This is a genomic window from secondary endosymbiont of Heteropsylla cubana (assembly GCF_000287355.1).
Lineage (GTDB): Bacteria > Pseudomonadota > Gammaproteobacteria > Enterobacterales > Enterobacteriaceae.
The window spans coordinates 811,803-827,763 of sequence record NC_018420.1; the positions used below are offsets into that span (position 1 = coordinate 811,803).

Here is a 15,961-nt window from a genome sequence, read left to right on the forward strand (position 1 = left end):
TTATATTATGAGTCTTCTTTAATGGTTTAAATAAAAGGTCGATTTTTTTATGAGATTTCTCTACAATATTTTAAAATAATATTAAATTTAGTTTGTACGCTTCAATCTCTGTACTAATAATTTTTATAGAAAACGGTTTATAAATTGCGCATACTTGAATCTTATGATTTATTGAAGCATTTTGTGATTTACTAATATGTAACTTAAATTAGGTAAGCTTTTAATGAAAACTTTTATGGCAAATCCCACAAAAGTGCACCGGAGTTGGTATATTATCGATGCAACAGGAAAAACCCTTGGTCGTCTGTCTACTGAGCTAGCTCGTCGTCTCAGGGGTAAGCACAAACCAGAATATACTCCACATGTAGATACTGGTGACTATATTATTGTACTAAATAGTAACAAAGTGGTAGTTACCGGAAAAAAGCGTCGAGGAAAAATTTACTATCACTATACTGGCTATGTTGGTGGAATAAAGCAAGCAACTTTTGAAGAGATGATTATTCGGTGCCCTGAACGTGTAATTGAAATCGCGGTTAAAGGCATGCTACCAAAAGGGCCATTAGGTCGTGTTATGTTCAAAAAACTAAAAGTTTACTCTGGTGAAGAACATAACCATGCGGCGCAGAAACCGCAATTTCTAGATATTTAATCAGGATTATAAGAAATGGATGAAGTTCAATATTACGGAACTGGACGTCGAAAAAGCTCTTCTGCTCGAGTTTTTATTAAACGGGGTAGTGGTGATATCGTGATTAATCAGTGTAATTTAAATCAGTATTTTAGCCGTGAAACGGCGCGTATGGTAGTTCGTCAGCCACTAGAGCTTGTAGACATGGTAAATAAACTAGATTTGTATATTACTGTTAAAGGTGGGGGTATTTCTGGTCAAGCAGGTGCCATCCGCCATGGAATCACTCGTGCTCTCATAGCTTACAATGAAACGTTGCGTATGGATTTACGAAAAGCAGGTTTTGTTACTCGTGATGCCCGTCATGTTGAACGAAAAAAAGTTGGCTTTCGTAAAGCACGCAGGCGACCTCAATTTTCTAAACGTTAATTTACAGAGTTTATTCATTATAATAAAAGCCCGGTTTTTCCGGGTTTATTTTTTATAATACATAGTTTAAATAACTATCTGTTTTTTTAAATTAAAATCAGTATTTTTTTATTGACATCTCATTAAGATAGCGACAATTGAAAAATTAGTAATTTCTTTTTTTTACAAAAACAGGCAAGTAATATAAAATTTTTATATTAATAATTTTTAAAACTTAAAAGAAAGTTTTTTATGCATCACATTATATTCTTTTTCTAGATTTTTTTGAATATAAAAATTCAAAAAAATCTTTTTCCGAAAAGAATAACAGAGATTTTATATCTTAATCATTAAATGAATAATAATTCTTAACAAGAAAATATTTTTATGCTAATTTAATTTTTTTTGGTGTTTTATTTTATAAAAAATTTTTATATAAAATATTTTGTTGCACAAGAAAAAGTTTTATTTTTTTTCAAAAAAAATGGTAAAATAAAAATCAATTTATATTAAAAATATCTTTAATAAAAAAATTGGGTTGATAACCTAAAAAAAATATTAGTCATTTCACAACTCGGCGTAATCTTTATACTTTAAAATAAAATATATTTTAAATTTTTTATATTGCGGTAGATTGTATTTAATTTGTTTTTATAAAAACTGTGCTTATATATTTAAATAATTTATTAATTAAAGTTATGAAAAATGGAATTAAAGGTTTTTATTAGGAATCCTATAAAGAGATCCATAGTATCTATGTTTTTTTAAATAAAAACATAATTTGTAGTTTGTTACTATATTCTTTCTACAGATTGCGTAATATAAAAAAATAATTTTTTAATGAATTTGGACTAATGATTCAGTATGCAAGTACTGTTTAATTATGATGAATTTGATAGCTTTAATCTATAAAAATAGTTTATTTTTATTCAAAAATAAAAAAGTTGAATGTTTTTATTTGTAAGAATAATTCGGGAAATTTAAGTTATAAAAAAAAGAAAACTATCTGTTTTCTAATAGATTTATCGAAATAATTACTTGTTAATAGTCTAATAAAAAAGTTGAAAATTATTGCCATATAGAATCTGATCAAAATCAGATGCTCCCTGTCTAGCAATATTATTAGTGGAATACAATATAGCGTAATGTTTTTATTATAGTTTTAATCTGATTTATCTAGAAATCATGGATTTATTCAGAAAATAAAGTGTAGTATATAAAAACTTAAGTTTTAAATAACGCTATAAAATTCAGATCTTGTTTTTTTTAATTATAGTCTATAAAACATGTTGTTGTGTTTCTTTCTAATGTAGAATTTTTTATTTTTTGAAATTGATTGCCTGGCGGTTCCCTACTCTCGCATGGGGAAGCCCCACACTACCATTGGCGCTACGGCGTTTCACTTCTGAGTTCGGCATGGATTCAGGTGGTACCGCCGCGCTATTTCTGCCAGGCAATTTCTTGAATCTTTATTAATTTACTTTATGTCGTTAAGTTTTATCTTAATAGATAAAATATTTTAAGTCAACATCTATAAATATTTTTTTACTAAATTTTTAAAAATTACTATTTCATAATCAGAACTATAACAGGTTTGTCTTAACAAGACAAGAGATTATGATTATTTTTTTTAAATATTTTATAGAATATTTTGGATATAATTTATTTATAAAATTTATTAATAAAAATTTATTTAATGAGTTCTGCAATAACGTCTCGTTAAAAATAAATTAGATTACATTATAATAATGTAACTTTTATGACACTTTTGATAAAGTGGTTAATATTAGTGTTTATTTACTTTAATAATCTAGTTTTATGAATATTTATACGAAACATTTTATATAAAGAAGGATATTGTTCATTAGTTTCAATAAACTTACTTTTTAAGTATTAAAAAATCAAGATAACTATGTAGTTTTATACAACGTAATGAATTAAAATTTAACGAATTTTATAGGCAAACTAGATTTTTTAAAATATGATTTTAATCAATTATAATAAATAGTTTGTTTATTTTAAAAGTAAGTAATGCGATTTAATCATCATCAATTTTTTTACTCATAATTGACTGATTAGATTGAAGTTGTGTTTAAATGTAACTGTTGTAATGAGATAAGTAAATATTTTATTATTCTTTATGTTATTTAACAGATTTTATCCTATAGAAAGTTTCTATACTTTAGACATGATCTTATTTTTTATTTTTTTATCTTTCTTCTTTTTAAAAGATAGTATTTTTATATAGATTAAATTGTCGTAAATTGCATTTACAGAGTGTTTTTTTTAAGCTTCTTATTGACAGAATGTGATTCTGTTATGAGATATCACATACATTTTTTAGTGGTATGGTTTATCATTATTCAATTATAGTTCCAGGAGTAAAATATTGACGTCGAGAATTAAGAAAATCCTGTACTGACATTATTTTTTTACCTTGTGGCTGTAACTGTCTCAATATTAATATGTCTTTGCCTGTAGCAACATGAATCTCTTTCTTTTTAGTGGCTAATATAGTTCCTGGTTTGTATGAAAGAAATAATTCCTTATTAACACCAGCACTCCATACTTTTATCATTTGTTTTTCTAAATAGAAATAACTGACAGGCCAGGGATTAAAGGCGCGAACACAGCGTTCAAGTTGCGTAGCGCTTAAACTCCAGTTAAGTTTAGCTTCTTCTTTTGTAAGTTTTGTAGCATAGGTAGCAAAAGTGTTATCTTGTGGTTCTCTTATTATCTGATTTCTAGCAATTTGTTCAAGCGTACATATAAGAGCGTCGGATCCTATTTTTTCTAGTTTTTTATATAAAGAAGCGCTAGTATCATCTTTCTGAATCTTATAAACAACTCTATTCAATATAGAACCAGTATCTAATCCAGCATCCATCTGTATAATTGTTATTCCTGTAAAATTATCACCTTTCCATATTGCTCTTTGAATGGGTGCAGCTCCTCGCCAGCGAGGCAATAAAGATCCATGTACATTGATACAGCCAAGTCGTGGAATATTTAAAATATCTTGGGGAAGGATAAGTCCGTAAGCTACAACTACAATAATATCCGGATTTAGTTGAATTAGATTTTCTTTCTCTTCAATTAAAGAGAAAGATATTGGTTGAAATAATGGTATGTTATACTGTTTGGCTAATTGCTTTACGGGACTAGATTTTAAGTGTTTTCCTCGACCTCCAAGTCGATCGGGTTGAGTAAAAACCCCGATTACTTTATGTTTTGTACAAATCAAGGCATTTAAGTGATGTGCAGCAAAATTCGGTGTACCAGCAAAGATAATACGCAAACAATCAAACACAATATTTCCTATTTTATTAGATTATTTTTTTCTCTGAGTTTCATGCGGGCCAGTTTTTCCATTTTATAATGAATACGTTGACGTTTTAGTGGAGAGATGTAATCAATAAATAGTTTACCTATTAAGTGATCCATTTCATGTTGGATGCAAATAGCAAGCAGATCATTTGCTTCTAAATAAAAATTATTACCATAGTAATCTAGTGCTTTTACTTTTACTTTCTCAGACCTAGAAACGGAGCTGTACTGGTACGGAATCGATAAACAACCTTCTTTAGTACTGATTTTTCCGCTATATTCCAATATTGTAGGATTAATTAAAACCAAGCGCTGATCCTGTTTTTTAGAGATATCTATTACAATGATGAGCTGATGAATATCAACTTGCGTAGCAGCTAAACCAATACCGTTTTTAGAATACATTGTCTCAAACATGTCATCGACGATGCGACAAATAGCTTTGTTGACTTTAATGACGGGTTTGGCAATTTTTCGAAGTCGCTTATCTGGATAATATAATATTTTCAGTAACGCCATAATAGTCTTTATTTATATTTAAAATTTATTAAGAATTTTATAAATATTTAGATAGTTATATTTGTTGTTAAAACACTATAAAATGTGTAACCGATTTTTTATTAGAATACTGATTTCTTTTTAAATGTATATTTAAGTTGATAGTTTTAATAAAATTAATTTCATTAAGTTTTTTTATATAATAAAGAGTAACAATAGAATTGATTTTTTTAATAAAAATTCTTGTTCACTAAAGTAGTAAGTGACTAGTTTTTATTGACGTAAAATTTTATGATAAATTCTGTTATTATTAGTAATAATTACTCATATATTTTATGTTTCTCTGAATTTATTGAAAGATTTCAGGCTTAATATATTTTTATAAAAATTAGTGAATTAATGAGCATCTTTTTACTAGATTTTATCTGTCTAACTATATTAGAATATATAAAAATTAATTATTTTACAAAATATTATACATATATTTATATCTTTCTTTAACAATAAAAGATATAGATATATTTGATTCTATGCACCTTAATTATGCCTGTATTAATATATTTTATTAAAGCATTACTAACAATTGTGTTGCATTTATATTAATAAAAGTTTTTATATTAAACCGAAAAGTTAATTTATTTGTCTACTACATCGTAAATTTTTTAATATTTTAAATATTTTGTATATAATTCATTTAAAATTATAGTGAGTCAACAGGACGCTTTATAAATAAACTTATTTGTAAGCATTTATTTTTTTTAATATGTTTCTTTATAACTAACATTACAGTCAAAGTAATATGTTTCTTTTTATTTGTTTTAAAGTGATGCCGATAGTAGGTATTGAACCTACAACCTGCGCGTTACGAATGCGCTGCTCTACCGATTGAGCTATATCGGCGTATGTCAATACACTTTAAGTTAATTTATATCTTCTTTCGAAACATTATGCAAATTTGCAGCACAAGAGTCAAGCTGCACTTATTAAAGCAATACCCCCTAATTGAATAAAGTTGATTTTTACTTGATATATTGAAGAGAGCAGTCTTTAATAGAGATAACTTATTTAGTAGTAATTTTTTACTACTATAATAAATTTATATTTTTTATAAAATCTTTATTAAAAAATTAATTAAATTTAAAAATATTAAAAATAGTTAATAAAATTAATTTATGAATATTTTCTCATGTTTTATTGTATTTGAAGGTTATAATTTGTTCAATAATTCTTTAGAGATCATTCTTCTTTACTTTATTAAAAAACACCTAAAACTTTCTATTAAATAAAAATTTCAGTAATTTTTACATCTTTTTTTTTACACTCAAGTAATTTTACTATAAATAACAATTGTCTTAAACAAGACAAGGAGCATAAAGATGTCTACCATGAAACGTACTAAATTGCTTATACTAGGTTCAGGACCAGCAGGTTATACTGCAGCGCTCTATGCTGGACGTGCTAATTTATATCCAGTTTTAATTACTGGTAAAGTTAAAGGTGGACAACTAACTACTACTCCTCACATAGAAAATTGGCCAGGAGATACAGAGCAAGTAAGTGGTGTATGTTTAATGGAGCGTATGTATGCTCATGCTACAAAGTATAATGTAGAAGTTGTTTTTGATCATATAACAGATGTTAATTTACAAGATCGTCCGTTCCATCTGTTTGGTGATAATAATGAATATATTTGTGATGCTCTGATCATCGCTACTGGCTCTTCACCTACCTATCTAGGTCTTCCGTCTGAAGAAGCATATAAAGGAAAAGGGATTTCTACTTGTGCTACATGTGATGGTTTTTTCTATCGTCATAAGAAGGTAGCCGTTGTTGGTGGTGGTAATACCGCTGTAGAGGAAACATTGTATCTAGCAAATATTGTTAAGAAAGTGTATTTAATTCACCGGCGAGATACTTTTCGTGCAGAAAAGATTCTTATTGATAGACTTACAGAAAAGGTCAATCATGGGATTATTATCCTACATAGAAATTCTATTCTAGAAGAAGTGCTCGGCAATGAAAACACTATTACCGGAATGCGTATAAAAGACACGAAATACAACATTTGTAAAAATTTATCAGTTGATGGGATCTTTGTTGCGATCGGCCATACTCCTAACACTCTGATCTTCGGTAATCAGTTAGATTTGAACAACGGTTATATCCGTGTTAAATCTGGGATAAATGGTAATGCCACCGCTACTTCAATTCTAGGCGTCTTCGCAGCCGGAGATGTTATGGATCATCACTATCGTCAAGCAATTACCTCGTCAGCTACTGGATGCATGGCGGCTCTTGATGCTGTACATTATCTTAGTACTTTAACGTAAAGTATAGATCTTATTAAGATTGGTTTATTTTAAAAGTAGAGAGTTAGAGTAAATTTTTTAATATCTAGGTCTATCTTAAAATGGGTAGAAGTTGAATTTTTATCGAATGTTTTAGTTTCATAGTATTTTATGATATAAACAAATTTATTAGCGTGAATATTAGTATTTATTTATTATTAATAATAGTTGCTCTTTTTTTTATATGCAAATTTATTGTTACTAGTATCTAACTATTTCCTTGTTTTTTTTTGTGTTTAAATTGTTGTATATTTAAAGATATATTATATTTTAATTACATGGATTTGCATGTTACTGATAAACAGCACACAAAAAGTAATTATATATTATCTATGAATCGTTTATTATGATTAAATTTTTATACATATTCTTTTTTTTAAAGCCTACGAAAGAAATCATAATAATTAGGTTCATAGTGTCATGAGTACAGTTAATAAGTAATTCATAGTCTAGGTTAATGTTTATATAATTTATATAGATAATGTTATCATTTATTAAATAGTTTTATTTTAAAACGTAATAAAGATTTAATTTGATTTATAATTTACTTATATTATTAATATTTAAATAAAATCTAATTATTTTTTTTTAAATATTAATTGTTATTAATCTCATATTAAGTTTAAATATTATGATAAGCAGTCTATTTTAAAATTATATTGTAGTGTTAATTGGCACTGGATCTCTTTACTAATCAAGATTAAAGTAGATTTATTTATTATAGTTTATGTAACTAATTATTTCTAATTACCTTTCCGCTTAAAGCATCAAGTATTATAGAAGGTTTTTTTTGGCCTGCTATCGCTTCCTCTAGAACGGGAAATGCAGTTCCAAATTGTTCTCGTATTTCTTCGGCAGTCATCGCTGGGGGTTGACCTGTTAGGTTTGCACTGGTAGAAATAAGTGCTTTTCCAAATGCAAGAGAGAGTCGTTGTATTGGTTCAAACGCACTAACCCTTACAGCTATAGATTTATGGGTTCCTGTGATCCAAATTGGAGTCGCAGGATGAGCTGGTATTACCCATGTAATTGGGCCGGGCCAACTGGAAAAAATACGAGTTTTTATAGCCTCGTTTAAAGCTTCATTATTAATATATTTTTTTAATTGAGTATAATGTGCAGCAACTAAAATAAATCCTTTTTCCCACGATCGTTTTTTTAGTTTCAAAAGCGCTTGAACTGCATATTTTTTCTCGGGATCACAACCTAACCCAAAAACAGCTTCAGTTGGATAAGCAATAACATCTTGATTGTGAAGTGCAAAAACAAGATCTGTGATATTGCTAGAAAGAGATGTAATTTTCATAATAATATAGCACCGACATACTAGTTATATGACCCATTAAGGTTCCTTTTATCAAGCTTAAAAAAAAGACAATAGATCTTATTGGATCTAATCTTTGCCAATAAAAATATTTATAAAATTTTAATTTGAATTAAAATAATTAGTTTAATTTTTAATTAATTCCTTTTATTTTTTTTGTTATTTTAACTAGAATTCTTCTTCTATCGTATTATAAGAAAACTAACTAAAAGATTTTTTTTGATTTGTTTTGTTTTAATGGAGAACAACAATAAACTATATCGCTTAAAAATCCATTTACATTTTTTAGAACATATATACGTAAGTAGAAAAAAACCTCTACAAAATGGCGGTTGAGAAAAAGATTTGATAAAAAAATATCATTAAACTCATTTTTTCATACAATAAACATTTAGAAAATATCTAATAATGTTTTTATTTTTATGCGATAAGGTATGATACGTTAATTTCTGTTTTTATAAATTTATTTTTCAAAAAAAAATGAATATTTGTACAATAATTAGCTAACTTATTAGACTTGTGAAAGATGATGGGTTTTTATATATACGAATTTTGTTAACAAATGAAAAGAAATCATACTGTGACTCTATCATAATTTAGGTCATAAGGAAGAGTTTACTCATCAATAAATTCATAGATAAGAAATAATTTAATGAACATATGTTAAAAAAAATAAACCATATTCTCTATAATAAATATTGTTATTTATATTATAATGTTAGGTATTAATTATTAATTTAGAATAAATTATAAAATATGTTTAATGATTTATAATGCTAGTTATTTAAATAATTACTACTCTGTTGATCATAGTAATTATTTTTATATACATGAATTTATAAAAAGTAGTTAATGTTTTTTTTTAAAACTTTTTTATTTAAAAATTTTTAACAAACGTGCTGTTTACTAGCTCAATTTAAAAGTATTGATTTACTTGAAGTATTTAAAATTTTTTTAGACGATAAAAAGTTTTTATTTATTACATTTAATAAGATTTTTATCTTTTATTTTAAGTTTTAATAATAACGGATAGTTTTTTATTTATATGATAAAAATCATGCTTATTTGCACCTATATTTGTTGAAATAAATATTAATTTATTATTTTTAATATTTATGCACTTCTGGATCGTAAGATGTATAATCAAGCTTTTATTTATTTCTTTGAATAACTCACCTGTTGATGAAAAATAATTTTTTTATCGTGCGAAATAATTAAGCGGGTATACTCTTGATGAATTATCTATTCAGGCAAATTTAGTGATCCCTGTTAATCTTATACGCAATAAAGAATAGAGAAGAGATTGGATGTTTATTAGAACATTATCTTGGTGCTCGTCCTAGAAGTAGATCTGAACGGGATTTCAAAACTATTGGTGTTGAGCTAAAAACTATTCCAATAGATTCTATTAGTCGACCTTTAGAAGCCACTTTTCGTTGCTATGGCTCCATTGATCCGTAATACTGATATAACTTGGAAGAGTGCTTATATTTGGCTATAAATTAGCGCGGGTACTTTGGATTCCTGTTGAAGGGTTATATACGATTCTTTTAGCATCCATCGGATTTTAGATCTACTATTGCTGAACCCCGAATAAAGAAGAAAAATTAGAGTTGCATCGAGATTGGGAAGGGTTAATGAATCTAATTGTATCAGGCAAAGTTGGAAAAAAATTACGACTCGATATGGGCAAGTGCTACAATTAGGGCCGAAAGCAGTCAATAATCGATCTTTAACAGCTGCAATAGGTGAATTGAGCCAACCTATCTTTACGTTACCGCGCGCGTTTTATTATAAAAAAATTTTACTAAAAAATATTAGCTCAATATTTATGGTCTTGATCAAAATAATAATCGTTAAAATAACGTGTTTCTCTTCGCTTGTTTTATTGCATCAATTTTTTCGAAAAAGAATATAGATATTGTTAAAGAAATTTATTTATATTATTGTGTTATATAATAAAAAGATATACAATTATATTTTTAATAAATCATATAAATAAAATATTTTATATTAATAAAATCTTGATCATGCCATTATTATAATCGCACTAAATCCTAATTGTATTATTAATATTTGTTGTTTTTTTAAAATTAACTTTTAACATTTTTCTAATATTAAGTAATTGTTTTCTTTTTTTTTATATTCTTTAAAATCAAATATTTATGCATTAATAGCATAAATATTACCATTTCTTGCCTGAATAATCAGTTTGTTACCAGCAACAATAGAAGTAGATATTAAACCTGTACTATTTAATTTTTTTTTAGAGATAAATTGTCCGTCCTTATTATGAAGCCAATAAAGGTATCCTTCTGCGTCACCTGTAATAATATAGTCTCGATACATGGTTGGTGGTGTGAGTTTACGATTTAGTAGCGCTTTTTGACACCAAAGAGTTTTTCCATTTTCAACATTCAGTGCTGTGATATAGTCATTTTTATCCATAACATAAATTCGATTGTTTTCTATCAAAAAATTAGTTAAAGGACCTATTTCTCTCGACCATATTATCTGACCAGAGTAAAGATCTATCGCAGAAAAGTTGTTGTCATGAGTTAGTGTATAAATTACACCATTTATGATAATTGGTGTTGTTTTTACAGTATTTATATGAGAGGTTTCCACAGAAGAATTTATAGGTGAAATGTTTCTTTGCCAAATTAGATGTCCTTTGTTAATCATAACAGCGCTAATAGACCCGTTATCACTCCCTATGATTGCAGCACCATACGCTATTGCTGGTGTAGAGGCACCACGTAATTTAAGGAGGGGTACATCAAGAGAGACAGTCCATTTTACCAAACCATTTTTTTCATTAAGTCCTTGTAAAATACCATTATTAGTATGAATTACTACTATATTATTACTTATTACCGGTCTAGATAAACCTTCTCCGATAATGTCTGTTTCCCATATAATGGTGCCATTTTTTGCATCGAGCGAATACACTTTAGCTAATTCACTAGCAACGTATAATCGTGAAGCAGTAGCCGCGAGACCTCCAGAAAGATTAGTAAGATCATTTTGTGAAAAAAAACCTTTTTTGACGAAAAGGTTGGTGGACCATAATTCTTTTCCACTATTAACATCGATTGCTTTTATTGTTCCTTTATGATCTGTTATGAAAATGCGGTTATCTTGCCAAGCAAACTGCACGATAGGATAAATATTGCCATGTCCCAAACCAGATGAGTAGCTCCATATTATTTTTGGTTCAAAGTGGTTTTCTACTTTAGGTAATAATGACATACTTGTCAGATTTTCTTTTTTGTTAAAGCAGGAACATCCATATAACAAAATAGCACCTAACATTAATGTTATAAATTTAATTACATATAATTGCATAGAATTTTCTCAACTAGGCAAATTATCGAGTTTTATGCGGACAAGCATCTTTAATGCTCCTGAACATAAGGCTTGTTTGTAAGCAGCTCGCGCTTCCTTGTTGTTACCTTTTATTGACTGTATATCACCATAGATATCGGCTACTAGGGCAATCCACCCCTCACCCTTAATTTTAGTGAGAGTTTTTAATGCACTATTTATATGTTTCTGTTCTAGTTGTAATCGCGCTAGTCGTAATCTAATAAGTGATTGTAAATTAGAATCACGAGTTTGAATTAGCGATTTTTTCAGCTGATTTTCAGCTTTAAGAAAATCACCTTTTTCTATAAATCGGCGGGCTAGATCCATTGAGACAAACGCATCGTAGTTATTGCTCTTGATATTAGAATAATATTGCACGATATTTAATAATCGAGAATCAGCTGTTTTTTTATTTAAAGCTGTGTGTAGTTGACGCCAGGTATATGATTCTTTAATCATAACATCATTATTATGCTGATATTGATTCCAATAACACCAAAGTATCAGAGCGCTAATGCTAAATGCGATTCCTATTGCTAACGATTTTTTATAACTAATAAAAAAATGAAAAAATAGGCTGCATCGTTTTTTATTAGCTGTGCATAGATTCATTTTTATGAAAAACCTTTTCTTCAATTTACAATTAACTCCAGTCGATTAGCGACGTCTCTTTGATGTACTATTTCTTGATTACCTGTATCTAGATATTTGATCACTACTCTTCCAGATTCTACTTCTTTCTTCCCTAAAATTAAAACAATTTTAGCTTTACACTTATCAGCATGGATAAACTGTTTTTTTACACTTTCTTTACCGTAATTGGTAATTAAACGTAAAGAAGGAAGAGCATCCCTTAATTGCTCTGCTAGCTGAAGTGCTTCACTTTGTAAGCTTTTTTCTGCTAAAATTAAATACACGTCAACATGTCTTGTGATAGCACAATTAGGCATCACTGCGTGCATTAAACACATGAGGCGATCTAGCCCTAAAGCAAAACCAACTGCAGGGGTGGTTCGTCCGCCGAGTTGCTCAACTAGACCATCGTAACGTCCACCTCCGCAAATAGTTCTTTGTGACCCCAAAGAGGTTGCAATCCACTCAAAAACTGTATTATTGTAATAGTCTAAACCTCGCACTAATCTCGGATTAATAGTATATGTAATTTTAGATCGGTCTAAAAGATGACATAAAGTATCAAAATGAATTTGAGAATGATCATCAAGATAATCAGTTAAAACTGGTGCATCATGAAGGAGAACCTGAATATCAGGATTTTTTGTATCTAATATTCGCATCGGATTAGTATGCATACGACGCTGGCAATCTTCATCCAATTGATTTTCATGTTTTTTTAAAAATCTTACTAATTCCTCACGATATCGTATCCTTGAATCAATCGAGCCAATGGAATTTAATTCTAATGCTACATATTTGGTAATTCCGAGTGTTTGCCAACAACGAGCAGTGAGAAGAAGAAGTTCGGTTTCTACAACTGGTCCTTGCTCACCAAATATTTCAACACCTATTTGGTTAAATTGACGATAACGGCCTTTCTGTGGGCGTTCATACCGAAACATTGGTCCCATATACCACATGCGTTGTTCTTGATTATATAGTAAACCATGTTCAATACTTGCACGTACGCAACCGGACGTGCCTTCTGGTCTAAGGCTTAAGCTTTTATTATTAGGATCAAGAAAAGTATACATTTCTTTTCCTACTACATCAGTCACTTGTCCAATGGCGCGTTGAAACAATTGGGTTTGTTCGATGATCGGTAGTCGAATTTCGGTATAGCCATACTTAGATAATATATTTTTAATTATACTTTCTACACGTTGCCATAGCGCGGTTTCATGAGGTAAATAGTCTTTCATTCCGCGAATAGCTTGGATCTTTTTTGGCATCTTGAATTTATATCCTCTATTCTTTCTCTATTAGATGGACAGTGATACGATTATTCTTATCTATAATTGCTGCTTTTTTGCGAATTCGAGCTTCTAATTGATCAATGATTAATGTATTATCCAAACGTTCTTTTTGGCGAATACCATGTTCATAATAGCTGCTTTTATTATGACTACCAGTTACACCCACTGTAGATAGTGTCGCTTCACCTGGACCATTTACTACACAACCGATAATAGATACATCCATGGGTGTGAGGATGTCATTTAATCGTTTTTCCAAGGTGTTGACGGTATTGATAACATCAAATTCTTGACGTGAACACGTTGGGCAAGCAATGAAATTAATGCCATGCATACGAATCTGTAGTGATCTCAGTATGTCGAAAGCAACCTTTACTTCTTCTATAGGGTCAGCCGCTAAAGAAATACGCAGGGTGTCACCTATTCCTTCGCTCAAGAGAAGACCAAGGCCAACTGCAGATTTTACAGCCCCACTACGCGCTCCTCCAGATTCAGTTATTCCGAGATGCAGAGGCTGATCTATCTGAGAAGCGAGAAGCCGATATGATTGTACAGCTAAAGAAACATCAGATGCTTTCACACTGACCTTAAACATATCAAAGTTAAGTCGGTCAAGAATATCTATATGTCGCATAGCTGACTCTAAAAGAGCTTCCGGTGTAGGTATACCGTATTTTTTTTGTAAACTTTTCTCAAGAGAACCAGCATTCACTCCAATACGGATTGGGATATTGTGATCACGAGCACAATCTACCACGGAGCGGATACGTGATTCATTACCGATATTTCCTGGATTTATACGTAAACAATCGACACCATATTTAGCAACTTTGAGAGCTATGCGATAATCGAAATGAATATCTGCCACTAAAGAAACAGACACTTGTTGTTTTATAAGTTTTAATCCCTCCGCAGCATCCATATCTGGAACAGATACACGAACAATATCAACACCGCTGCGCTCTAACGCCCGTATTTGTTGAACTGTTGCTGAAACATCAGTAGTCTTAGTATTAGTCATCGATTGAACTGCAATGGGAGCGTTATTTCCGATTGGGACCTTCCCAACATAAATACGCTTTGATTTTCGACGGATTATAGGTATGAAACTATGCATTAAACTTTCTCCACCCTTGCCGACTAGTATGATTTTTTATTAAAAAGCAATAAGTTGCATAATGTGATATGATCGACTAAAACGATTGAAATCTACCGATTTACCTTTATAGTGCACTTGAATAATGGAAGGACTACCAATTTTAATGTATATGAAGCTTTATCTGCAAGATTGAGTTGGTTTTTTTTTAAAACGCATATTACTGTTTTTATATATCTTTAATTGTAATTTTCTAGAAAATACTGGCCAAATAAACTTATAACCTAAGTGTTAACATTAAATTAATGAGAATATATTCTAATTTCAGCGATTTAATATAAATTATAGAAAACATGTAGAAATTAGGATTGGTTACTTGACCTGATTTTATTGCTGAGGTCAGACAACTTAAATCATTTGTTCTTGCGATTGTTGACATGATTTTATCTCTACGAAATAACATGAAGATTGAGTTGTTATGTTAGCAGTATCTGGTTGTTCTTGATAATTTTTCAACCACCAGGAAGCCATGAAACAAATCACTATAAATAGGACAATCCATATAAAATTCATTAACCAATTTTCATGTTTTCTAGTTGTTTTTCTAAACAAAAAACACTTCCGTGGTTCTATTTTCGATAGTTGTATTGGATATTGTTTCGTGATGATGGGAGTCAGTTCTTCTTCAGAAAGATGTACTAAGCGTGCATAAGAACGAATATAGCCACGTAAAAAAGTTGTAGAAAGATTAGGGTTGACCTGATCGTCTTCGATATCCCGAATAGTAGATAGTTTAAGGCATAGTCGTTCGGCTATTACCTGTTGGCTTAAACCCATACCTTCTCGAGCTCGACGTAACCGTCCGCCTGTTGTGATTGGTGGTGTATCTTGAAGCACTTCAGTCTTCATGAGTTGGAAATTACTGTGATAATTTTCGGATAATAAAATATTTACCCAAGCTTTTTCATATAAACGTTACATACTATTTTCTAAGTTGGTTAATTTAGATGAACAATTGTATCATTATCA

13 protein-coding genes, 1 tRNA gene and 1 rRNA gene are annotated in these 15,961 nt (G+C 29.5%); 5 read left to right on the forward strand and 10 right to left on the reverse strand.

Going from position 1 to position 15,961, the window contains the following annotated elements; translation table 11 throughout:
• The first annotated feature begins 223 nt into the window (after positions 1 to 223).
• Entirely contained in the window at positions 224 to 652 is a 429-nt protein-coding gene (gene rplM, locus A35E_RS02140; protein ID WP_014889045.1) for a 50S ribosomal protein L13, read from the forward strand.
• Positions 653 to 667: 15 nt separating this feature from the next.
• Complete coding sequence (gene rpsI / locus A35E_RS02145; RefSeq protein WP_014889046.1) at positions 668 to 1,060, forward strand: 30S ribosomal protein S9; 393 nt, start codon at positions 668 to 670, stop codon at positions 1,058 to 1,060.
• Positions 1,061 to 2,377: 1,317 nt separating this feature from the next.
• Here the strand turns inward: rpsI and rrf are convergent.
• From rrf to A35E_RS02165, 4 genes are all read right to left on the reverse strand, one after another.
• Positions 2,378 to 2,493: ribosomal RNA gene (gene rrf, locus A35E_RS02150) — 5S ribosomal RNA — on the reverse strand.
• Positions 2,494 to 3,398: 905 nt separating this feature from the next.
• The gene (gene fmt / locus A35E_RS02155; protein WP_014889047.1) at positions 3,399 to 4,349 is read right to left on the reverse strand and encodes a methionyl-tRNA formyltransferase; all 951 of its coding nucleotides are present in this window, start codon (positions 4,347 to 4,349) and stop codon (positions 3,399 to 3,401) included.
• Positions 4,350 to 4,357: 8 nt separating this feature from the next.
• Entirely contained in the window at positions 4,358 to 4,885 is a 528-nt protein-coding gene (gene def / locus A35E_RS02160) for a peptide deformylase (RefSeq protein WP_014889048.1), read from the reverse strand.
• An 806-nt stretch (positions 4,886 to 5,691) separates the two neighbouring features.
• Positions 5,692 to 5,764, reverse strand: a tRNA-Thr gene (locus A35E_RS02165).
• A 476-nt stretch (positions 5,765 to 6,240) separates the two neighbouring features.
• Here A35E_RS02165 and trxB point away from each other — a divergent pair.
• Positions 6,241 to 7,194, forward strand: coding sequence for a thioredoxin-disulfide reductase (gene trxB / locus A35E_RS02170; protein ID WP_014889049.1), 954 nt, complete (start codon positions 6,241 to 6,243; stop codon positions 7,192 to 7,194).
• A 751-nt stretch (positions 7,195 to 7,945) separates the two neighbouring features.
• Here trxB and A35E_RS02175 read toward each other — a convergent pair.
• Positions 7,946 to 8,518 (reverse strand): Sua5/YciO/YrdC/YwlC family protein, encoded by a 573-nt coding sequence (locus A35E_RS02175; protein WP_014889050.1) that lies wholly within the window; start codon positions 8,516 to 8,518, stop codon positions 7,946 to 7,948.
• A 1,389-nt stretch (positions 8,519 to 9,907) separates the two neighbouring features.
• On the opposite strand from A35E_RS02175, the gene A35E_RS03345 reads away from it, so the two are divergent.
• Together A35E_RS03345 and A35E_RS03350 are read left to right on the forward strand one after the other, a co-directional pair.
• Positions 9,908 to 9,997 carry a hypothetical protein gene (locus tag A35E_RS03345; protein WP_407635089.1) on the forward strand — a complete coding sequence of 30 codons (90 nt, stop codon included), beginning with the start codon at positions 9,908 to 9,910 and terminating at the stop codon, positions 9,995 to 9,997.
• Between the two features lie 163 nt (positions 9,998 to 10,160).
• Positions 10,161 to 10,454, forward strand: coding sequence for a PDDEXK family nuclease (locus tag A35E_RS03350; RefSeq protein ID WP_407635086.1), 294 nt, complete (start codon positions 10,161 to 10,163; stop codon positions 10,452 to 10,454).
• 245 nt (positions 10,455 to 10,699) lie between these two features.
• Here A35E_RS03350 and bamB read toward each other — a convergent pair whose 3' ends face one another.
• From bamB to A35E_RS02200, 5 genes are all read right to left on the reverse strand, one after another.
• Entirely contained in the window at positions 10,700 to 11,884 is a 1,185-nt protein-coding gene (bamB, locus tag A35E_RS02180) for an outer membrane protein assembly factor BamB (RefSeq protein ID WP_014889051.1), read from the reverse strand.
• A gap of 9 nt (positions 11,885 to 11,893) precedes the next feature.
• Complete coding sequence (locus A35E_RS02185; protein ID WP_014889052.1) at positions 11,894 to 12,517, reverse strand: YfgM family protein; 624 nt, start codon at positions 12,515 to 12,517, stop codon at positions 11,894 to 11,896.
• A gap of 20 nt (positions 12,518 to 12,537) precedes the next feature.
• Positions 12,538 to 13,812: a histidine--tRNA ligase gene (gene hisS, locus A35E_RS02190; protein ID WP_014889053.1), complete on the reverse strand. Its 1,275-nt coding sequence runs from the start codon at positions 13,810 to 13,812 to the stop codon at positions 12,538 to 12,540.
• A gap of 16 nt (positions 13,813 to 13,828) precedes the next feature.
• Positions 13,829 to 14,953: a flavodoxin-dependent (E)-4-hydroxy-3-methylbut-2-enyl-diphosphate synthase gene (gene ispG / locus A35E_RS02195; protein ID WP_014889054.1), complete on the reverse strand. Its 1,125-nt coding sequence runs from the start codon at positions 14,951 to 14,953 to the stop codon at positions 13,829 to 13,831.
• Positions 14,954 to 15,340: 387 nt separating this feature from the next.
• Positions 15,341 to 15,841 carry a helix-turn-helix domain-containing protein gene (locus A35E_RS02200; protein ID WP_014889055.1) on the reverse strand — a complete coding sequence of 167 codons (501 nt, stop codon included), beginning with the start codon at positions 15,839 to 15,841 and terminating at the stop codon, positions 15,341 to 15,343.
• Positions 15,842 to 15,961 lie beyond the last annotated feature (120 nt).